This is a genomic window from Streptomyces sp. NPDC002754, assembly GCF_053592315.1.
Genome location: NZ_JBSFVM010000006.1, coordinates 202,206 through 222,437, shown reverse-complemented (window position 1 = coordinate 222,437; position 20,232 = coordinate 202,206). Strand labels below are relative to the sequence as shown.

Annotated in this window: 20 protein-coding genes; 19 read left to right on the top strand and 1 reads right to left on the bottom strand. The window is 70.2% G+C overall.

The features are described from left to right. The first annotated feature begins 31 nt into the window (after positions 1-31). The 8 genes from aroC (at position 32) to ACWD2L_RS16530 (ending at position 7,581) form a co-directional block, all read left to right on the top strand. Entirely contained in the window at positions 32-1,216 is a 1,185-nt protein-coding gene (gene aroC, locus ACWD2L_RS16565; protein ID WP_351335523.1) for a chorismate synthase, read from the top strand. Then, positions 1,213-1,731, top strand: coding sequence for a shikimate kinase (locus ACWD2L_RS16560; protein ID WP_351335526.1), 519 nt, complete (start codon positions 1,213-1,215; stop codon positions 1,729-1,731). The genes aroC and ACWD2L_RS16560 overlap by 4 nt, the downstream gene beginning before the upstream one ends. Continuing rightward, positions 1,728-2,819, top strand: a complete 1,092-nt coding sequence (gene aroB / locus ACWD2L_RS16555; protein WP_351335529.1) for a 3-dehydroquinate synthase — start codon at positions 1,728-1,730, stop codon at positions 2,817-2,819. Before ACWD2L_RS16560 ends, aroB begins: the two co-directional genes overlap by 4 nt. 134 nt (positions 2,820-2,953) lie before the next feature. Then, positions 2,954-3,748 (top strand): AAA family ATPase, encoded by a 795-nt coding sequence (locus ACWD2L_RS16550; protein WP_351335532.1) that lies wholly within the window; start codon positions 2,954-2,956, stop codon positions 3,746-3,748. Between the two features lie 80 nt (positions 3,749-3,828). Continuing rightward, positions 3,829-4,950, top strand: coding sequence for a M24 family metallopeptidase (locus ACWD2L_RS16545; RefSeq protein ID WP_351335535.1), 1,122 nt, complete (start codon positions 3,829-3,831; stop codon positions 4,948-4,950). A gap of 61 nt (positions 4,951-5,011) precedes the next feature. Next, complete coding sequence (gene efp / locus ACWD2L_RS16540) at positions 5,012-5,578, top strand: elongation factor P (RefSeq protein ID WP_351335537.1); 567 nt, start codon at positions 5,012-5,014, stop codon at positions 5,576-5,578. 2 nt (positions 5,579-5,580) lie between these two features. Next, positions 5,581-6,015: a transcription antitermination factor NusB gene (nusB, locus tag ACWD2L_RS16535; protein ID WP_351335540.1), complete on the top strand. Its 435-nt coding sequence runs from the start codon at positions 5,581-5,583 to the stop codon at positions 6,013-6,015. 123 nt (positions 6,016-6,138) lie between these two features. Next, entirely contained in the window at positions 6,139-7,581 is a 1,443-nt protein-coding gene (locus tag ACWD2L_RS16530; RefSeq protein WP_351335543.1) for a pyridoxal phosphate-dependent decarboxylase family protein, read from the top strand. Positions 7,582-7,883: 302 nt separating this feature from the next. On the opposite strand, the gene bldD is transcribed toward ACWD2L_RS16530, so the two are convergent. Further along, positions 7,884-8,384 (bottom strand): transcriptional regulator BldD, encoded by a 501-nt coding sequence (gene bldD, locus ACWD2L_RS16525; protein ID WP_266721805.1) that lies wholly within the window; start codon positions 8,382-8,384, stop codon positions 7,884-7,886. Between the two features lie 243 nt (positions 8,385-8,627). Between bldD and pyrR the strand changes: the two genes are divergently transcribed. The 11 genes from pyrR to rpoZ all read left to right on the top strand — a co-directional run bounded on the left by pyrR (position 8,628) and on the right by rpoZ (position 20,188). Beyond that, positions 8,628-9,200, top strand: a complete 573-nt coding sequence (gene pyrR / locus ACWD2L_RS16520) for a bifunctional pyr operon transcriptional regulator/uracil phosphoribosyltransferase PyrR (RefSeq protein WP_351335547.1) — start codon at positions 8,628-8,630, stop codon at positions 9,198-9,200. 103 nt (positions 9,201-9,303) lie between these two features. Next, positions 9,304-10,284, top strand: a complete 981-nt coding sequence (locus ACWD2L_RS16515; protein WP_351335550.1) for an aspartate carbamoyltransferase catalytic subunit — start codon at positions 9,304-9,306, stop codon at positions 10,282-10,284. A gap of 2 nt (positions 10,285-10,286) precedes the next feature. Beyond that, entirely contained in the window at positions 10,287-11,576 is a 1,290-nt protein-coding gene (locus ACWD2L_RS16510) for a dihydroorotase (protein ID WP_351335553.1), read from the top strand. Further along, positions 11,573-12,154: a PH-like domain-containing protein gene (locus tag ACWD2L_RS16505; RefSeq protein WP_351335555.1), complete on the top strand. Its 582-nt coding sequence runs from the start codon at positions 11,573-11,575 to the stop codon at positions 12,152-12,154. Before ACWD2L_RS16510 ends, ACWD2L_RS16505 begins: the two co-directional genes overlap by 4 nt. Further along, positions 12,151-13,308 (top strand): glutamine-hydrolyzing carbamoyl-phosphate synthase small subunit, encoded by a 1,158-nt coding sequence (gene carA / locus ACWD2L_RS16500; protein WP_351335558.1) that lies wholly within the window; start codon positions 12,151-12,153, stop codon positions 13,306-13,308. Before ACWD2L_RS16505 ends, carA begins: the two co-directional genes overlap by 4 nt. Then, on the top strand, positions 13,301-16,609 hold the full coding sequence (gene carB / locus ACWD2L_RS16495; protein ID WP_351335560.1) for a carbamoyl-phosphate synthase large subunit: 3,309 nt from the start codon (positions 13,301-13,303) through the stop codon (positions 16,607-16,609). Before carA ends, carB begins: the two co-directional genes overlap by 8 nt. A gap of 88 nt (positions 16,610-16,697) precedes the next feature. After that, positions 16,698-17,804 carry a quinone-dependent dihydroorotate dehydrogenase gene (locus ACWD2L_RS16490; RefSeq protein ID WP_351335563.1) on the top strand — a complete coding sequence of 369 codons (1,107 nt, stop codon included), beginning with the start codon at positions 16,698-16,700 and terminating at the stop codon, positions 17,802-17,804. Continuing rightward, positions 17,801-18,655, top strand: coding sequence for an orotidine-5'-phosphate decarboxylase (gene pyrF, locus ACWD2L_RS16485; RefSeq protein WP_351335565.1), 855 nt, complete (start codon positions 17,801-17,803; stop codon positions 18,653-18,655). Before ACWD2L_RS16490 ends, pyrF begins: the two co-directional genes overlap by 4 nt. 280 nt (positions 18,656-18,935) lie before the next feature. Then, positions 18,936-19,259, top strand: coding sequence for an integration host factor (locus ACWD2L_RS16480; protein ID WP_026246651.1), 324 nt, complete (start codon positions 18,936-18,938; stop codon positions 19,257-19,259). 72 nt (positions 19,260-19,331) lie between these two features. Next, entirely contained in the window at positions 19,332-19,889 is a 558-nt protein-coding gene (gene gmk, locus ACWD2L_RS16475; RefSeq protein WP_351335567.1) for a guanylate kinase, read from the top strand. 26 nt (positions 19,890-19,915) lie between these two features. Continuing rightward, positions 19,916-20,188: a DNA-directed RNA polymerase subunit omega gene (gene rpoZ / locus ACWD2L_RS16470; protein ID WP_326014223.1), complete on the top strand. Its 273-nt coding sequence runs from the start codon at positions 19,916-19,918 to the stop codon at positions 20,186-20,188. Positions 20,189-20,232 lie beyond the last annotated feature (44 nt).

Genomic DNA, 20,232 nt, shown 5'->3' with positions numbered 1-20,232 from the left:
CATACACAGAGCGCGAGCATGAGGAGCACCGTTGAGCAGGTTGCGCTGGCTGACCGCGGGGGAGTCGCACGGCCCCGCACTCGTCGCGACGCTGGAGGGTCTTCCCGCCGGCGTTCCGATCACCACGGAGATGGTGGCGGACCACCTGGCACGGAGGCGCCTCGGCTATGGCCGCGGGGCCCGGATGAAATTCGAGCAGGACGAGGTCACGTTCCTGGGCGGCGTCCGGCACGGCCTGACCATGGGCTCCCCGGTCGCGATCATGGTCGGCAACACCGAGTGGCCCAAGTGGGACAAGGTCATGTCCGGTGACCCGGTCGACCCGGAGATCCTCAAGGACATGGCGCGCAACGCGCCGCTGACCCGCCCCCGGCCCGGCCACGCCGACCTCGCGGGCATGCAGAAGTACGGCTTCGACGAGGCCCGCCCGATTCTGGAGCGTGCCTCCGCCCGCGAGACGGCCGCCCGCGTGGCGCTCGGCGCGGTCGCCCGGTCGTACCTCAAGGAGACGGTCGGCATCGAGATCGTCAGCCACGTCGTCGAGCTGTGCTCGGTGAAGGCGCCGCAGGGCGTCTACCCGACCCCCGCCGATGTCGAGAAGCTGGACGCGGACCCGCTGCGCTGCCTGGACGCGGATGCGTCGAAGCAGATGGTGGCCGAGGTCGACCAGGCCCACAAGGACGGCGACACGCTCGGCGGCGTCGTCGAGGTCCTCGCCTACGACGTGCCGGTGGGCCTCGGCTCGCACGTGCACTGGGACCGCAAGCTCGACGCGCGCCTGGCCGGTGCGCTCATGGGCATCCAGGCCATCAAGGGCGTCGAGATCGGCGACGGCTTCGAGCTGGCGCGCGTGCCCGGCTCGCAGGCGCACGACGAGATCGTGAAGACGGCCGACGGCATCCGCCGCACCACGGGCCACGCGGGTGGCACCGAGGGCGGCCTGACCACCGGTGAGCTGCTGCGGGTACGCGCCGCGATGAAGCCGATCGCGACCGTGCCGCGCGCGCTGCAGACCGTGGACGTCGCCACCGGCGAGGCCACGCAGGCCCACCACCAGCGCTCCGACGTCTCCGCCGTGCCGGCCGCCGGCATCGTCGCCGAGGCGATGGTCGCGCTCGTCCTCGCGGACGCGGTCGCCGAGAAGTTCGGCGGCGACAGCGTGCCGGAGACCCGGCGCAACGTCACCTCGTACCTCGACAACCTCCAGATCCGGTGAGCGGCCCGCAGATCGTCCTCGTAGGACCGATGGGCGTCGGCAAGTCGACGGTGGGCGCGCTGCTCGCCGAGCGGCTCGGCTGCGCCTACCGGGACACCGACGACGACATCGTCACCGCACAGGGCCGCGCCATCGCGGAGATCTTCGTCGACGAGGGCGAGGCGCGCTTCCGGGAGCTGGAGAAGGCCTCCGTGGCGACCGCGCTCGCCGGCCACGAGGGCGTTCTCTCGCTCGGCGGCGGCGCGATCCTCGATGCCGACACCCGCGCGCTGCTCGCCGCGCAGCCGACCATCGTCTATTTGTCGATGGATGTGGAAGAGGCGGTCAAGCGCACCGGTCTGAACACGGCCCGGCCGCTGCTCGCCGTCAACCCCCGCAAGCAGTGGCGGGAGTTGATGGAGGCGCGCCGGCATCTGTACACCGAGGTCGCCCGGGTGGTCGTGGCCACCGACGGCCGCACCCCCGAAGAGGTCGCCGAAGCGGTCCTCGACGCACTGGAGTTGAAGCAGGCATGAGCGAGGAAGTGACCCGTATCCACGTCGGCGGCACCGCCGGCACGGACCCGTACGAGGTCCTGGTGGGGCGCCAACTCCTGGGTGAGCTGGGCTCGTTGATCGGCGACAAGGTCAAGCGTGTCGCCATCGTGCACCCGGAGGCGCTCGCCGAGACCGGCGAGGCGCTCCGCGACGACCTGGCGGGCCAGGGCTTCGAGGCGATCGCCATCCAGGTGCCGAACGCCGAGGAGGCGAAGACCGCCGAGGTCGCCGCGTACTGCTGGAAGGCCCTCGGGCAGTCCAACTTCACGCGCTCCGACGTCGTCGTCGGCGTCGGCGGCGGCGCGACGACGGACCTCGCCGGGTTCGTGGCCGCGACCTGGCTGCGCGGCGTGCGCTGGATCGCCATCCCGACGACCGTGCTCGCCATGGTCGACGCGGCGGTCGGCGGCAAGACCGGCATCAACACCGCCGAGGGCAAGAACCTGGTGGGCTCCTTCCACCCGCCGGCCGGAGTCCTGTGCGACCTGGCCGCCCTCGACTCGCTGCCGGTGCACGACTTCGTGTCCGGTCTCGCCGAGGTCATCAAGGCCGGGTTCATCGCCGACGAGCGGATCCTCGAACTCATCGAGGAGGACCCGGAGTCGGCCCGTACGCCCACGGGTGAGCACACCGCCGAGCTGATCGAGCGCGCCATCCGGGTCAAGGCCGAGGTCGTCTCGTCCGACCTCAAGGAGGCGGGCCTGCGCGAGATCCTCAACTACGGGCACACGCTCGCGCACGCCATCGAGAAGAACGAGCGCTACAAGTGGCGGCACGGCGCGGCCGTCTCCATCGGCATGCTCTTCGCCGCCGAACTCGGCCGCCTGGCGGGCCGGTTGGACGACGCGACCGCCGACCGCCACCGCACGGTCCTGAAGTCGGTGGGGCTGCCGCTGTCCTACCGCTACGACCAGTGGCCCAAGCTGCTCGAGACGATGAAGGTCGACAAGAAGTCCCGCGGCGATCTGCTGCGCTTCATCGTCCTCGACGGCCTCGGCAGGCCCACCGTCCTGGAGGGACCCGACCCCGCCGTACTGCTCGCCGCGTACGGCGAAGTGGCGGAATAGGGCGGTCCGTTCACGTTCGGGCACGTCGCGACCTCCCCGGCCGTTCACACAACGGCGGCCGGGGACGGTACCGTTCGGTAGCGCCCCGTTCGCCGGCGCCCAAGTGACCGTCGTACGAGATGGAGTGGCACCGGATGCAGCAAGCAGGGGGGTCTCCGCTGCCGCCACCGCCCGGCATGCCGGGCTTCAGCGGAGCGCCGCCGCACCATCCGCCCGCCCAGCCCCCGCACATCCAAGCGCCGCAGGCCCCGGCCGTCGCCCCGCCACCGCCGCAGCCGCCGCGCGAGACCACCGGCCATGTGCAGCTCCCGGCCGGCGCCCCCGTCGCCGTGCCGAGCCCGCCGCCCGCGCAGGCACCCGCCGACTCGACGTCCACCACGCTCGCCGTACTGCTCATAGGCCCCGCGGGCGCCGGCAAGACCAGCGTCGCCAAGTACTGGGCGGAGAGCCGACGCGTCCCGACGGCCCACATCAGCCTCGACGACGTACGGGAATGGGTGCGCTCCGGCTTCGCCGACCCGCAGTCGGGGTGGAACGACAACAGCGAGGCGCAGTACCGGCTGGCCCGCCGCACCTGCGGTTTCGCGGCGCGCAACTTTCTGGCGAATGGAATCTCCTGCATCCTCGACGATGCGGTGTTCCCGGACCGGCCGGTGGTCGGCCTGGGCGGCTGGAAGCGGCACGTCGGCCCCGGCCTGCTGCCCGTCGTCCTCCTGCCCGGCCTGGAGATCGTCCTGGAGCGCAACTCTCGGCGCAGCGGCAACCGCCGCCTCACCGACGAGGAGGTCGCCCGCATCCACGGGCGGATGGCCGGCTGGTACGGCTCGGGCCTCCCGATCATCGACAACTCCCAACTGGACGTCCCCGGAACGGCCCAGGTCCTGGACGAGGTGCTGGCCCGCGCCATCACCAGCCCACCGCAGTGGTAGCCCACGCGTAGACCCCCGCAGGGACCCGTCCGGACGCGCTGATACGGCCGCCCCGCCCACCCGCTCGTACGCTCGGCGTCATGGCAGAGGTGTTGTACGCGGCCCGACGGGACCGGCTCAGAGAGCGCGCGACGGCTGGCGGCGGCGCGGCCGCCCTCGTCTCGCTGCCCGCCAACGTCCGCTACCTGGCGGGAACGGCACCGAACGGCGCCGTCCTCCTGCTGGGCCGGGACCTCGGCGGCGGTGACGACCTCCTGCTGTGCGCGCGGGCGCCGAGCGAGGAACCCGCCGACGGCAGGCTCGACGAGGCGCTGCGGGTCCAGGTCCTGGACGTACCCGGGGGTGACCCGGCCGTCGCCGCCGCGGACGTGGCCGCGGCCCGCGGAGCCGATTCGCTCGTCGTCGAGGAGCACCACCTGACGGTGGCCCGGCACCGCGCGGTCGGCTCGGTGGCGCCCCGACTCCGGCTGCTGGACCTCAACAGCGCGGTCGAGCAGCTGCGCCTCGTCAAGGACGAGGAGGAGATCTCCTGCCTGCGGATCGCGGCCGAGATCGCCGACCAGGCACTCGGCGAACTGCTCGAGTCCATCCTCGTCGGCCGCACGGAGCGTCACCTCGCCCTCGAACTGGAACGTCGACTTGTCGACCACGGCGCCGACGGCGCCGCCTTCCCCACCTCCGTGGGCACGGGCCCGAACTCGGGACGCGTGGCCCACCGGCCCACCGACCGCCGGGTCGAAGAGGGGGATTTCCTCTCCGTGTGCCTGGGCGCGACGTACCGCGGCTACCGCTGCGAGATCGGCCGTACGTTCGTCATCGGAACCTCGCCCGCGGACTGGCAGATCGAGCTGTACGACCTCGTATTCGCCGCTCAGCGGGCCGGTCGGGAGAGTCTGGCGCCCGGCGTCGAGTGCCGCGAAGTGGACAGGGCCGCCCGTCACGTCCTGGACGCGGCAGGGTATGGTGACGGGCTCGCGCCGCTCACGGGACACGGTGTGGGACTCGAAATCGACGAGGACCCGCAGTTGGCCCCTGCAGCCATGGGTAAACTGGACACTTGTGTGCCGGTCACCGTCGAGCCGGGGGTCCACCTCCCGGGTCGGGGCGGCGTCCGGATCGATGACACGCTCGTCGTCCGCCCCGAGGCGGACGGCGGACCCGAGCTACTCACCATTACGACCAAGGAGCTGCTCGCGCTCTAGCCCGCAAAGGCTGCTCGCGTGCCCCTGGGTCGTCCACGTCAGTCCAGGAGATTCCGCAACCGTGGCTTCCACGAACGACCTCAAGAACGGCCTGGTGCTCAAGCTCGACGGGGGCCAGCTCTGGTCCGTCGTCGAGTTCCAGCACGTCAAGCCCGGCAAGGGCCCTGCCTTCGTGCGCACCAAGCTCAAGAACGTGCTCTCCGGCAAGGTCGTCGACAAGACGTTCAACGCCGGCGTCAAGGTCGAGACGGCCACCATTGACAAGCGCGACATGCAGTTCTCGTACATGGACGGGGACTACTTCGTGTTCATGGACATGCAGACGTACGACCAGCTGCACGTCGACCGCAAGGCCGTCGGTGACGCCGCAAACTTCCTGATCGAGGGCTTCACCGCCTCCGTCGCGCAGCACGAGGGCGAGGTGCTCTTCGTCGAGCTGCCGGCCGCCGTCGAGCTCGTCATCAAGGAGACCGAGCCGGGCGTCCAGGGCGACCGCTCCACCGGCGGCACCAAGCCCGCCATCCTGGAGACCGGCCACCAGATCGGCGTCCCGCTCTTCATCACGCAGGGCGAGAAGATCAAGGTCGACACCCGCACGAGCGACTACCTCGGCCGGGTGAACAGCTAACCGTGGCTGCCCGTAATACGGCCCGCAAGCGCGCCTTCCAGATCCTCTTCGAGGCAGACCAGCGCGGCGCCGATCCCCTGACGGTCCTCGCGGACTGGATCCGGCACTCCCGCAGCGACACGCGGCAGCCACCGGTCAGCGAGTACACGATGGAGCTGGTCGAGGGGTACGCCAAGCAGGCGTCCCGGATCGACGAGCTCATCTCGCAGTACGCCGTCGGGTGGACCCTCGACCGGATGCCGGTCGTCGACCGCAACATCGTGCGGCTCGGCGCCTATGAGCTGGTCTGGGTCGACGGGACCCCGGACGCCGTGGTGCTCGACGAGGCCGTTTCGCTGGCCAAGGAGTTCTCCACCGACGAGTCCCCGGCGTTCATCAACGGACTGTTGGGTCGCTTCAAGGACCTGAAGTCGTCCCTGCGCCGCGACGAGGCCTGAGCCCCGCCGCCGCGCGCACCATCGTTCCGTGGGCCCGGAGCAGAACATGAACAATGTTCTGCTCCGGGCCTGGTGCGTTTCCGGGGACCCTCGCTAAGTTCTGGTCATGTCACCGGAGTCCGCATGACGACCGAAGACCCGATCCTGGCGCGGCTGACCGCGCTGCGCGCGGGCGACCTTCCGGTACACGGCGGGCGCACCATGGCGTACGTCTACGACTCCGGACTCGAAGGCCTCGACGAACTCGCGAACGCGGCGCAGGCCGCGTTCGCGGGGGTCAACGGGCTGGACATGACGGCGTTCCCGAGCGTCGTGGAGCTGGAGAACGACCTGGTGCGGCGGGCCACCGCGCTGCTCGGCGGCAGCGCGGGCACGTTCACCAGCGGCGGCACCGAGAGCTGTCTGCTCGCCGTCCTGACCGCGCGTCAGTACGCCCGCAAGGAACGCGGGGTGACCGAGCCCGAACTCGTGCTGCCCGAGACCGCGCACGCCGCCTTCCACAAGGCCGCCGAACTCTTCGGCCTGAACGTGGTGAGCGTCCCCGTGGACCCGGACACCTTCAAGGTGCGCCCGGCCGACGTGGCCGCGGCGCTCTCCGAGCGCACCGCCCTGGTCGTGGTCTCCGCCCCCTCGTACGCACACGGAGTCATCGACCCGGTTGTGGAGGTGGCGCGGGAGGCGGAGCGGCGCGGGGCGCTGTGCCACGTCGACGCGTGCATCGGCGGGTGGTACCTCGGGCACCTGCGGCACGCGGGGCGGCAGGGGCAGGACGTCGCGGGCGTCCCGGAGTTCGACCTGTCCGTCCCCGGGGTGACGTCGCTCTCCGTCGACCTGCACAAATACGCGTACACGGCGAAGGGCGCCTCGCTGCTCCTGTTCCGCGAGGCGGAGCTGCGCCGCCACGGCTGGTTCGCGCACGCCGCCTGGCCCGGCTACCCCGTGGTCAACTCCACGCTCCAGGGCACCAAGTCGGCCGGGCCCCTCGCGGCGGCCTGGGCGGTGACGGAGCGCGTCGGGGCCGAAGGTTACGCGGTGCTGTCGACGCGCGTACACCGGACGACCCGCGCGCTCGCCGACGGTGTCGAACGGATCGGCGGTCTGCGGCTCGCCGCGCGGCCCGAGGCGTCCCTGATCGCCGTGGCGTCCGACGACCCGGACGTCGATGTCTTCGTGGTGGCGGACGAGCTGCGGGGGAGCGGCTGGTACCTGCAGCCGCAGCCGGCGTTCGGGAGCTCACCGGCCACGCTGCATCTGACGGTGACCGCGGCGGTCGCGCAACCGGAGACCGTGCGGATTCTGCTCGCCGAGCTGGAGAAGGCGGTGGGACGGGCTCGTGAGCTGGGGCCCGTTCGGGTGGATCCGGAGGTCGTCGAGGCGGCGGCAACGCTGGATCCGGACACGCTGACCTCGCAGGAGGTCGAGATCGCGCTCGCCCTCGCCGGGGTGGGGGAGGGCGGCCGGCTGCCGGAGCGGATGGCCCCCGTCCTCGCGGTCCTCCAGGCACTCCCGCCACGCTTGAGCGCCCGCCTGCTGCCCGAGGTGATCGGACGCCTGTACCGGACGTGAGGGGCGTTTTCAGCCCCCTCTTGGACGAGAGTCAGCGGGGCCCGGCTGCCCGGGCATCTTGAGCCCCGCTCCTGGACGAAAGCCAGCGGCCCGGCCCGGCTGCCCGGGCATTTTCAGCCCCGCCGGCGTTTGAGGCGCGGGGTCCGGGGCGGAGCCCCGTGGCCGTGCGCCGGTGTCCCGGATCCGAGGGCGTGGGGCCGGAACACCGAGGGCGCGGGCCGACCCCGGAAACCCCTGAGGGGGCGGAGCCCAATCGCTCCGCCCCCTCAGGGCTGTGACGTTTCTGCGGCGTGCGGGCCGGGTCAGACGTCGTCGTGCGCCACCGCGCGGCGCGCGTCCGCGTCGAGCACGCCCCAGCTGATCAGCTGCTCGGTCAGGACCGAGGGCGACTGGTCGTAGATGACGGCGAGGGTGCGCAGGTCGTCCTGGCGGATGGAGAGCACCTTGCCGTTGTAGTCACCGCGCTGCGACTGGATCGTGGCGGCGTAACGCTGCAGCGGACCGGCCTTCTCCGGCGGCACGTGGGCAAGGCGCTCCAGGTCGAGGCGCAGCTTGGGCGGCGGCTCGGCGGCGCCACCGGGGGTGGTACCCGGCAGCAGCTCCTGCACCGGCACGCCGTAGAAGTCCGCCAGTTCGGCGAGGCGCTGCACGGTCACGGCACGGTCGCCGCGCTCGTACGACCCCACCACGACCGCCTTCCAGCGTCCCTGGGACTTCTCCTCGACACCGTGGAGGGAAAGGCCCTGCTGGGTACGGATCGCGCGGAGTTTGGCCCCGAGCTGTTTGGCGTATTCGCTGGACATATAGCTCCCCGGACACTGCATCACTAAGCGGCTGCGCCGCGTGGCTGTAACTCACTGTGAGGTTACGCAGCGTTACTTGGCCGCGTCAAGCCGAATGGTCCGTACCGACCTTCTCGTGAATTCGGCCGTCCCGCACCTCCAAGCGGGTGATCAGGGATGTTGTGGAGGCTGGTATTGTTGACGACGCAAATCCGACGTCCTTTAAGGTCCGTCCCGTGAGGCGGAGAAGGGGGTCCGTTTCTTATGGACACGCAGCAGTCCGATGCCCGGCCCGTACTCGAAGGCCCTGACATCGCGCGGGTACTGACCCGCATCGCCCACGAGATCGTCGAGCGCGCCAAGGGCGCCGAGGACGTGGTCCTCCTGGGCATTCCCACGCGAGGCGTCTTCCTCGCCCGCAGGCTGGCCGAGAAGCTCGAAGAGATCACCGGCCGCGCCATCCCCGTCGGCTCGCTCGACATCACGATGTACCGCGACGACCTGCGCATGCACCCGCCGCGCGCGCTCGCCCGCACCGAGATCCCGGGTGGCGGCATCGACGGCCGACTCGTCGTCCTCGTCGACGACGTGCTCTTCTCCGGCCGCACCATCCGCGCCGCCCTCGACGCCCTGAACGACATCGGGCGCCCGCGTGCCGTGCAGCTCGCCGTCCTCGTCGACCGCGGCCACCGCGAACTCCCCATCCGTGCCGACTACGTCGGCAAGAACCTCCCCACGTCGCTGCGGGAGACGGTCAAGGTCCAGCTCGCCGAGGAGGACGGCCGCGACGCCGTGCTGCTCGGTGCCAAGCCGGACGCCCAGGCGGCCGAGCAGTAGCACCCCTTCTCCGCTGTGCGCGCGCCCGCGTACGGCCCGAAAGGTGTGCCCTCGCGCGCCCGTATGTCCTGAATCTCCTGAACTGCCTTACGGAGCACCCCAGATGATGCGACACCTCATCTCGGCCGCCGACCTCTCCCGCGACGACGCCGTCCTCATCCTCGACACCGCCGAGGAGATGGCCCGCGTCGCCGACCGGCCCATCAAGAAGCTGCCCGCGCTGCGTGGCAGGACCATCTGCAACCTGTTCTTCGAGGACTCGACGCGTACGCGGATCTCGTTCGAGGCCGCCGAGAAGCGCCTGTCCGCCGACGTCATCAACTTCGCCGCCAAGGGGTCGAGCGTCTCCAAGGGCGAGTCCCTCAAGGACACCGCCCAGACCCTCGAGGCCATGGGCGTCGACGCCGTCGTCATCCGGCACGGCGCGTCCGGCGCCCCGTACCGGCTCGCGACCTCCGGCTGGATCGACGCGCCCGTCATCAACGCCGGTGACGGCACCCACCAGCACCCCACGCAGGCGCTGCTCGACGCCTTCACGATGCGCCGCCGGCTCGTCGGCCCCGACGCCGGGATCGGCAAGGGCCTCGACGGCAAGCGCGTCACGATCGTCGGCGACGTGCTGCACAGCCGCGTCGCCCGCTCGAACGTCGACCTGCTGCACACGCTCGGTGCCGAGGTCACCGTCGTCGCGCCGCCCACCCTGGTGCCGGTCGGCGTCGAGAGCTGGCCCTGCGAGGTCTCCTACGACCTCGATTCGACCCTCTCCAAGTCCGACGCGGTGATGATGCTGCGCGTGCAGCGGGAGCGGATGAACGCCGCGTTCTTCCCCACCGAGCGTGAGTACTCGCGCCGCTACGGGCTCGACGGCGACCGCATGGCGCGGATGCCGGAGCACTCCATCGTGATGCACCCGGGACCGATGGTCCGCGGCATGGAGATCACCGCCGAGGTCGCCGACTCCGACCGCTGCACGGTCATCGAGCAGGTCGCCAACGGCGTGCACACGCGGATGGCCGTCCTGTACCTGCTTCTCGGCGGCAACGAGCCCGCCGTGTCCCACTCTCGTACCGAGGAGACGAAGTAATCATGAGCAAGACCCTTATCCGTGGTGCGAAGGTGCTCGGCGGCGAGCCGCAGGATGTCCTGATCGACGGCGGCGTGATCGCCGAGGTCGGCAGCGGACTGTCCGCCGATGGCGTCGAGAACGTCGTCGAGGCCGAGGGCAAGGTCCTCCTCCCGGGCCTCGTCGACCTCCACACCCACCTGCGCGAGCCCGGCCGCGAGGACTCCGAGACGGTCCTCACCGGCACCCGCGCCGCCGCCTCCGGTGGCTACACGAACGTGTTCGCCATGGCCAACACGTTCCCGGTGGCCGACACCGCCGGCGTCGTCGAGCAGGTCTACCGGCTCGGCCAGGAACACGGCTACTGCGACGTGCAGCCCATCGGCGCCGTCACCGTCGGCCTGGAGGGCGTCAAGCTCGCCGAGCTCGGCGCCATGCACGAGTCCGCCGCCGGCGTCACCGTCTTCTCCGACGACGGCAAGTGCGTCCACGACGCCGTGATCATGCGCCGCGCCCTGGAGTACGTGAAGGCCTTCGGCGGCGTCGTCGCGCAGCACGCGCAGGAGCCCCGCCTCACCGAGGGCGCACAGATGAACGAGGGCACCGTCTCCGCCGAGCTGGGCCTCGGCGGCTGGCCCGCCGTCGCCGAGGAGTCGATCATCGCCCGCGACGTGCTGCTCGCCGAGCACGTCGGCTCCCGCGTGCACATCTGCCACCTGTCGACCGCCGGTTCCGTCGAGATCATCCGCTGGGCCAAGTCCCGCGGCATCGACGTCACCGCCGAGGTCACCCCGCACCACCTGCTCCTGACCGACGAGATGGTGCGCTCGTACAACCCGGTCTACAAGGTCAACCCGCCGCTGCGAACCGAGAAGGACGTCATGGCGCTGCGCGAGGCGCTGGCCGACGGCACGATCGACATCGTCGCCACCGACCACGCCCCGCACCCGCACGAGGACAAGGACTGCGAGTGGGCCGCCGCCGCCATGGGCATGGTGGGCCTGGAGACCGCGCTCAGCGTGGTGCAGCAGACGATGGTGGAGACGGGCCTGCTGAGCTGGGCCGGGGTCGCCGAGCGGATGTCCGTGAAGCCCGCCGAGATCGGACAGGCCCGCGGGCATGGACGTCCCGTCTCGGCAGGTGAGCCCGCGAACCTGGTTCTCGTCGACGCCGACTACCGTGGTGACGTGGACCCCGCGGGCTTCGCCTCCCGCAGCCGCAACACCCCCTACGAGGGCCGTGAGCTGCCGGGGCGCGTCACCCACACCTGGCTGCGGGGCAAGGCCACCCTCGCCGACGGGAAGCTCGCGTGACACCTCTGCAATCACTCGCTGTCCTCGCTGCCGAACAGAAGTCGGCGGACGTGACGGACTGGCCGAACCGAATCGGCTGGATCGTCGGTCTGCTGCTGTTCATCGCGCTCGTCTACTGGCTGATGCGTCAGGGCTGGAAGTGGCGCGGCACCCTTCAGGGCGACCTGCCGCCGCTGCCCGACGCGCCGACCGAGCAGGGCCCGGTGAAACTGGAGCTGAGCGGCCGCTACCACGGCTCGACCACCGCCGGACAGTGGCTCGACCGGATCGTGGCGCACGGACTCGGCACCCGCAGCCGCGTCGAGCTGACGCTCACCGACGCGGGGTTGAACGCCGTACGCCCCGGAGCGAGCGACTTCTTCGTCCCGGTGGAGGCGCTGCGCGAGGCCCGGCTCGACAAGGGCATCGCGGGCAAGGTCCTCACGGAGGGCGGCATGCTGATCGTCACCTGGGCGCACGGCGACAAGCTGATCGACTCCGGATTCCGCTCCGACCACGCCGCCGAGCAGGCGGAGTGGGTCAGCACCATCAACAACATGATCGACACGAAGATCACGACGGAAGGCACCGCACGATGACCACCTCCACCAGGGGAGCCGCGAAGGCTCCTGCCGTTCTCGTCCTGGAGGACGGCCGGGTGTTCCGCGGCCGCGCCTACGGGGCCGTGGGGGAGACCTTCGGCGAGGCCGTGTTCTCCACCGGCATGACCGGCTACCAGGAGACCCTCACCGACCCGTCGTACGCCCACCAGATCGTGGTCGCGACCGCCCCGCAGATCGGCAACACGGGCTGGAACGACGAGGACGACGAGTCGAAGCGCATCTGGGTCTCCGGGTACGTCGTGCGCGACCCCGCGCGCGTGCCGTCCAACTGGCGTGCCGAGCGCAGCCTGGACGACGAGCTGGTCGCGCAGGGCATCGTCGGCATCTCCGGCATCGACACCCGCGCCCTCACCCGCCACCTGCGCGAGAGCGGCTCCATGCGCTCCGGCATCTTCTCCGGCGAGACGCTCCCGGCCGACGCCGAGCTCGTCTCCCGCGTACAGGCGCAGCCCGCCATGAAGGGCCTGAGCCTGTACGAGGAGGTCGCCACCAAGGAGGCGTACGTCGTCCCGGCGATCGGTGAGAAGAAGTTCACCGTCGCCGCGATCGACCTCGGCATCAAGGGCATGACCCCGCACCGGATGGCCGAGCGCGGCATCGAGGTGCACGTGCTGCCCGCGACCGCGAGCGCCGACGACGTGTACGCCGTGAACCCCGACGGCGTGTTCTTCTCCAACGGCCCGGGTGACCCGGCCACCGCCGACGGCCCGGTCGCGCTGATGACCGCCGTCCTGGAGCGGAAGACGCCGCTGTTCGGCATCTGCTTCGGCAACCAGATCCTCGGGCGCGCCCTCGGCTTCGGCACGTTCAAGCTGAAGTACGGCCACCGCGGCATCAACCAGCCGGTGCAGGACCGCACCACCGGCAAGGTCGAGGTCACCGCGCACAACCACGGCTTCGCCGTGGACGCGCCGCTGGACAAGGTGAGCGAGACCCCCTTCGGCCGCGCCGAGGTCTCCCACGTGTGCCTCAACGACAACGTCGTGGAGGGGCTCCAGCTCCTCGACCAGCCCGCGTTCAGCGTCCAGTACCACCCCGAAGCGGCGGCCGGTCCGCACGACGCCGCGTACCTCTTCGACCGCTTCGTGTCTTTGATGAGCACAGCCCTGATGGAGTCCGCCCGTGCCTAAGCGCAACGACCTGAAGTCCGTACTCGTCATCGGCTCGGGCCCGATCGTCATCGGCCAGGCCGCGGAGTTCGACTACTCCGGCACCCAGGCCTGCCGGGTGCTGAAGCAGGAGGGCCTGCGGGTCATCCTGGTCAACTCCAACCCGGCGACGATCATGACCGACCCGGAGATCGCCGACGCCACGTACGTCGAGCCGATCACCCCCGAGTTCGTCGAGAAGATCATCGCCAAGGAGCGCCCCGACGCGCTCCTGCCCACCCTCGGTGGCCAGACCGCGCTCAACACCGCGATCTCCATGCACGACCAGGGTGTCCTCGAGAAGTACGGCGTCGAGCTGATCGGCGCCAACGTCGAGGCGATCAACAAGGGCGAGGACCGCGACCTCTTCAAGGGCGTCGTGGAGGAGGTCAAGCGGAAGATCGGGTACGGCGAGTCCGCCCGCTCGTACATCTGCCACTCCATGGACGACGTCCTGAAGGGTGTCGACGAGCTCGGCGGCTACCCGGTCGTCGTCCGCCCCTCCTTCACCATGGGCGGCGCGGGCTCCGGCTTCGCGCACGACGAGGAGGAGCTGCGCCGCATCGCCGGGCAGGGCCTCACGCTCTCGCCGACCACCGAGGTGCTCCTGGAGGAGTCCATCCTCGGCTGGAAGGAGTACGAGCTGGAGCTGATGCGCGACAAGAACGACAACGTCGTGGTCGTCTGCTCCATCGAGAACTTCGACCCGATGGGCGTGCACACCGGTGACTCGATCACCGTCGCCCCGTCGATGACGCTGACCGACCGCGAGTACCAGCGACTGCGTGACGTCGGCATCGCGATCATCCGCGAGGTCGGCGTCGACACCGGCGGCTGCAACATCCAGTTCGCGATCAACCCCGAAGACGGCCGCGTCATCGTCATCGAGATGAACCCGCGCGTCTCGCGTTCGTCCGCCCTCGCTTCGAAGGCCACCGGCTTCCCGATCGCGAAGATCGCCGCGAAGCTGGCCGTCGGCTACACGCTGGACGAGATCCCGAACGACATCACCGAGAAGACGCCGGCCTCCTTCGAGCCGACGCTCGACTACGTAGTCGTGAAGGCGCCGCGCTTCGCTTTCGAGAAGTTCCCCAGCGCCGACTCCACGCTGACCACGACCATGAAGTCGGTCGGCGAGGCCATGGCCATCGGCCGCAACTTCACCGAGGCGTTCCAGAAGGCGCTGCGCTCCCTGGAGAAGGCGGGCTCGCAGTTCACGTTCGTCGGCGAGACCGGCGACAAGACGGCTCTCCTCGAAGAGGCGGTGCGCCCGACCGACGGGCGCATCAACACCGTCATGGCGGCGATCCGCGCCGGCGCCACGCCCCAGGAGGTCTTCGACTACACGAAGATCGACCCGTGGTTCGTGGACCAGCTCTTCCTCATCAAGGAGGTCGCCGACGAGCTGGCGGCCGCCCCCGAGCTGACCCGTGAGCTGATCGCCGATGCCAAGCGGCACGGCTTCTCCGACCAGCAGATCGCCGAGATCCGCGGTCTGCGCCAGGACGTCGTCCGCGAGGTCAGGCACGCGCTCGGCGTCCGTCCGGTCTACAAGACGGTCGACACCTGCGCCGCCGAGTTCGCCGCCAAGACGCCGTACTTCTACTCCTCGTACGACGAGGAGAGCGAGGTCGCGCCGCGCGAGAAGCCCGCCGTGATCATCCTCGGCTCGGGCCCGAACCGCATCGGCCAGGGCATCGAGTTCGACTACTCCTGCGTCCACGCCTCCTTCGCGCTCAGCGACGCGGGCTACGAGACCGTGATGGTCAACTGCAACCCGGAGACGGTCTCCACGGACTACGACACGTCCGACCGCCTCTACTTCGAGCCGCTGACCCTCGAGGACGTCCTGGAGATCGTCCACGCGGAGTCGCTCGCGGGCCCGATCGCGGGCGTCATCGTGCAGCTCGGCGGCCAGACCCCGCTGGGCCTCGCGCAGGCGCTCAAGGACAACGGCGTGCCCGTCGTCGGCACGCCCCCGGAGGCGATCCACGCCGCCGAGGACCGCGGCGCCTTCGGCCGCGTGCTCGCCGAGGCGGGACTGCCCGCCCCGAAGCACGGCACCGCCACGACGTTCGCGGAGGCGAAGACGATCGCCGACGAGATCGGCTACCCGGTCCTCGTCCGCCCGTCGTACGTGCTCGGCGGCCGCGGCATGGAGATCGTCTACGACGAGGAGCGCCTCTCCTCGTACATCGAGGAGTCGACGGAGATCAGCCCCTCGCGGCCGGTCCTCGTCGACCGCTTCCTCGACGACGCCATCGAGATCGACGTCGACGCGCTCTACGACGGCGAGGAGCTCTACCTCGGCGGCGTCATGGAGCACATCGAGGAGGCCGGCATCCACTCCGGCGACTCGGCGTGCGCGCTGCCCCCGATCACGCTCGGCGGCTACGACATCAAGCGCCTGCGCGCCTCCACGGAGGGCATCGCCAAGGGCGTCGGCGTGCGCGGACTCATCAACATCCAGTTCGCCCTGGCCGGGGACATCCTCTACGTCCTGGAGGCCAACCCGCGCGCCTCGCGCACGGTCCCCTTCACCTCGAAGGCGACCGCGGTGCCGCTCGCGAAGGCCGCCGCCCGCATCTCGCTGGGCGCCACCGTCGCCGAGCTGCGCGCCGAGGGCCTGCTCCCGAAGACCGGCGACGGCGGCACGCTGCCGATGGACGCGCCGATCTCCGTCAAGGAGGCCGTCATGCCGTGGTCGCGCTTCCGCGACATCCACGGCCGCGGCGTCGACACGGTCCTCGGCCCGGAGATGCGCTCCACCGGCGAGGTCATGGGCATCGACTCCGTCTTCGGCACGGCGTACGCCAAGTCGCAGGCGGGCGCCTACGGTCCGCTGCCGACGAAGGGCCGGGCGTTCATCTCCGTCGCCAACCGCGACAAGCGCTCGATGATCTTCCCGGCGCGCGAGCTGGTCGCCCACGGCTTCGAGCTGCTCGCCACCTCCGGCACCGCCGAGGTCCTCAAGCGCAACGGCATCAACGCCACGGTCGTGCGCAAGCAGTCCGAGGGCGAGGGCCCGAACGGCGAGAAGACGATCGTCCAGCTGATCCACGACGGCGACGTCGACCTGATCGTCAACACCCCGTACGGCACCGGTGGCCGCCTCGACGGCTACGACATCCGGACGGCGGCGGTCTCCCGCTCCGTGCCGTGCCTGACCACGGTCCAGGCGCTCGCCGCGGCCGTCCAGGGCATCGAGGCGCTCGGCCACGGCGACGTGGGCGTGCGCTCACTGCAGGAACACGCGGAACGCCTGACGGCGGCCCGCGACTAAGGATCCAGCAGCCCAAGAGGGGGACACCACAACGGTGTCCCCCTCTTCATGAGGCCGCCGCCTCATGAGGACCTATAGGACTTCCAGCATGTACAAGCTGTTCTTCAACCTCGTCTTCAAGCACCTGGACCCGGAGAAGGCCCACTACCTGGCCTTCCGCTGGATCCGCCTCGCGGCCCGCACGCCCGTTCTGCGCACCTTCGTAGCCGCGTATCTCGCGCCGCGCTACAAGGAGTTGCGTACGGAAGCCCTGGGCTTGCGTATGCACGGCCCCTTCGGCCTTGCCGCAGGCTTCGACAAGAACGCCGTCGCGATCGACGGCATGTCGATGCTGGGCTTCGACCACGTCGAGATCGGCACCGTGACGGGCGAGGCCCAGCCCGGCAACCCCAAGAAGCGCCTGTTCCGCCTCGTGCAGGACCGCGCGCTCATCAACCGCATGGGCTTCAACAACGAGGGTTCGCTGGCCGTGGCGGCCCGCCTGGCCTCCCGCAACCCGGTCTTCAGGACCACGGTCGGCGTGAACATCGGCAAGACCAAGGTCGTGCCGGAGGCCGAGGCCGTCGGCGACTACGTGAAGTCCACCGAGCGGCTCGCCGCGTTCGCCGACTACCTCGTCGTGAACGTGTCCTCGCCGAACACGCCGGGCCTGCGCAACCTCCAGGCCACCGAGGCGCTGCGGCCGCTCCTGAGCGCCGTGCGCGAGGCCGCGGACCGCACGGTGAAGAGCCGTCGCGTCCCGCTCCTCGTCAAGATCGCGCCCGACCTCGCCGACGAGGACGTCGACGCGGTCGCCGACCTGGCCGTGGAACTCGGCCTCGACGGCATCATCGCCACCAACACGACGATCTCCCGCGAGGGCCTCGCCACCAAGGGCGACGTCGTGAGCGAGACCGGCGGCCTGTCCGGCGCGCCCCTCAAGGAGCGCTCCCTGGAGGTCCTGAGGCGCCTCTACGCGCGCGTGGGCGACCGGATCACGCTCATGGGCGTCGGCGGCATCGAGAACGCCGAGGACGCCTGGCAGCGCATCCTCGCCGGTGCCACGCTCATCCAGGGCTACTCGGCCTTCATCTACGAAGGCCCCTGCTACGCCCGCGCGATCCACAAGGGCCTCGCCGCCCGCCTGAACGACTCCCCGTACGACACGCTCGCCGACGCGATCGGCGCCGATGTGAGGAAGCAGGCTTCCGCATGACTGTGCTGGAACCCTTCGGCGCGCGCCTGCGCCGCGTCATGGATGAGCGCGGGCCGCTCTGCGTCGGCATCGACCCGCACGCCGCCCTGCTGTCCTCCTGGGGGCTGAACGACGACATCAAGGGCCTGGAGACCTTCACGCACGCGTGCGTAGAGGCGCTGGCCGACACGGTGGCCGTGGTCAAGCCCCAGTCGGCGTTCTTCGAACGGTTCGGCTCGCGGGGTGTCGCGGTCCTGGAGCGGGCCGTGGCGGACCTGCGCGCCGCCGGGACCCTCGTCGTCATGGACGCCAAGCGCGGCGACATCGGCTCCACCATGGCCGCGTACGCGGAGACCTTCCTGCACAAGGACTCCCCGCTGTTCTCGGACGCCCTGACCGTCTCGCCGTACCTGGGCTACGGGTCCCTGAAGCCCGCCGTGGACCTGGCCCGCGAGTCCGGAGCCGGCCTCTTCGTGCTGGCGCTCACCTCGAACCCCGAGGGCGGCGAGGTCCAGCACGCGGTGCGCACCGACGACCCGGCCGGCCGCAACGTAGGCGCGACGATGCTCGCGCACCTCGCGCAGGAGAACGCGGGGGAGCGCCCCATGGGCTCCTTCGGAGCCGTGGTCGGCGCGACGCTGGGCGATCTGTCCTCCTACGAACTCGACATCAACGGCCCGCTCCTCGCCCCCGGCATCGGGGCGCAGGGTGCCACGGCGGCCGATCTTCCGTCGGTGTTCGGCTCCGCCGCGCGCAATGTCGTACCGAGTGTGAGCCGTGGAGTGCTCAAGGCGGGACCTTCGGTCGCGGCCCTGCGGGACGCCTCCGTGCGGTTCGCGGACGACGTGCGCGAGGCCGTCGCGGGGGCCTGACGCGAGAGGTTTAGAGGTGGCACTCCGTGCCGACCTTGGGTTTTGCGTCCGAATCCTGTCCTGTTTACAGGGAGATTTGTCCAAAATGTACGGCTCGACAGAGGCTGACCAGGACTTTTCGTCTGTTCTCGCTGACTCTGGCGGCCATGCCCGCTAGTCTCCGTCGAGAGTCAACGGCCAAGCTGCACGCCAGCGGGTTGTTCGTTGCTCCCCAGGTGTGGGGCGACTAGGTTCCTCACCGGTCCGTATCCGACAGTTCGACATCCGAGGTGACGTAGGCGTGGCTCTTCCGCCCCTTACCCCTGAACAGCGCGCAGCCGCGCTCGAAAAGGCCGCCGCGGCTCGCCGGGAGCGGGCCGAGGTCAAGAATCGACTCAAGCACTCCGGCGCCTCCCTCCACGAGGTCATCAAGCAGGGCCAGGAGAACGACGTCATCGGCAAGATGAAGGTCTCCGCCCTTCTCGAGTCCCTGCCGGGCGTGGGAAAGGTCCGTGCCAAGCAGATCATGGAGCGGCTCGGGATCTCCGAATCCCGCCGGGTGCGCGGTCTCGGTTCCAACCAGATCGCCTCTTTGGAGCGCGAGTTCGGCAGCACCGGAGCCTGAGTGGCCGCGGCCGTCCCGGGCTGACCCCCGGGGCTGGTCCGGGCACTCCGGAACAACTGGAATAATCGCTGCATGAGTGAACGTCCGCGGCTGACCGTGCTCTCCGGCCCCTCGGGGGTCGGCAAGAGCACGGTTGTCGCCCATATGCGCAAGGAACACCCTGAGGTCTGGCTCTCGGTGTCGGCCACGACCCGTAAGCCGCGCCCCGGCGAGCAGCACGGTGTCCAGTACTTCTTCGTCACCGACGAGGAGATGGACAAGCTGATCGCCAACGGTGAGCTCCTCGAGTGGGCCGAGTTCGCGGGGAACCGTTACGGCACCCCGCGCAGAGCCGTGCTCGACCGCCTGGAGGCGGGGGAGCCGGTGCTGCTCGAGATCGACCTCCAGGGTGCCCGCCTGGTCCGGGAGTCGATGCCCGAGGCGCAGCTGGTCTTCCTGGCCCCGCCGAGCTGGGACGAGCTGGTCCGCCGGCTCACCGGGCGCGGTACGGAGGCGCCGGAGGTCATCGAGCGCCGTCTCGGGGCCGCCAAGGTGGAGCTCGCCGCCGAATCGGAGTTCGACACCACTCTTGTCAATACCTCTGTCGAGGGCGTGGCCGCTGAGCTGCTAGCCTTGATGAAAGTTCTTTGATCTTTAACCCCATCGGAAGGCAGAGAGTGTCCTCTACCATCACCGCGCCCGAGGGCATCATCAACCCTCCGATTGATGAGCTCCTCGAGGCCACCGACTCGAAGTACAGCCTGGTCATCTACGCCGCCAAGCGCGCGCGTCAGATCAACGCGTACTACTCGCAGCTCGGTGAGGGCCTGCTCGAGTACGTCGGCCCGCTGGTGGACACGCACGTCCACGAGAAGCCGCTCTCGATCGCTCTTCGCGAGATCAACGCGGGTCTGCTGACGTCCGAGGCCATCGAGGGCCCGGCTCAGTAACACCCGTGTAGCTCGTAGATTTCGGTACTTCAGGCCCGGCAGCG

Coding starts and splice junctions, on each gene's coding strand:
- aroB (WP_351335529.1), top strand. CDS start 1,728: ATGAGCGAGGAAGTGACCCGTATCCACGTCGGCGGCACCGCCGGCACG.
- ACWD2L_RS16550 (WP_351335532.1), top strand. CDS start 2,954: ATGCAGCAAGCAGGGGGGTCTCCGCTGCCGCCACCGCCCGGCATGCCG.
- ACWD2L_RS16545 (WP_351335535.1), top strand. CDS start 3,829: ATGGCAGAGGTGTTGTACGCGGCCCGACGGGACCGGCTCAGAGAGCGC.
- ACWD2L_RS16530 (WP_351335543.1), top strand. CDS start 6,139: ATGACGACCGAAGACCCGATCCTGGCGCGGCTGACCGCGCTGCGCGCG.
- bldD (WP_266721805.1), bottom strand. CDS start 8,384: ATGTCCAGCGAATACGCCAAACAGCTCGGGGCCAAACTCCGCGCGATC.
- pyrR (WP_351335547.1), top strand. CDS start 8,628: ATGGACACGCAGCAGTCCGATGCCCGGCCCGTACTCGAAGGCCCTGAC.
- ACWD2L_RS16515 (WP_351335550.1), top strand. CDS start 9,304: ATGATGCGACACCTCATCTCGGCCGCCGACCTCTCCCGCGACGACGCC.
- ACWD2L_RS16510 (WP_351335553.1), top strand. CDS start 10,287: ATGAGCAAGACCCTTATCCGTGGTGCGAAGGTGCTCGGCGGCGAGCCG.
- carA (WP_351335558.1), top strand. CDS start 12,151: ATGACCACCTCCACCAGGGGAGCCGCGAAGGCTCCTGCCGTTCTCGTC.
- ACWD2L_RS16490 (WP_351335563.1), top strand. CDS start 16,698: ATGTACAAGCTGTTCTTCAACCTCGTCTTCAAGCACCTGGACCCGGAG.
- pyrF (WP_351335565.1), top strand. CDS start 17,801: ATGACTGTGCTGGAACCCTTCGGCGCGCGCCTGCGCCGCGTCATGGAT.
- gmk (WP_351335567.1), top strand. CDS start 19,332: ATGAGTGAACGTCCGCGGCTGACCGTGCTCTCCGGCCCCTCGGGGGTC.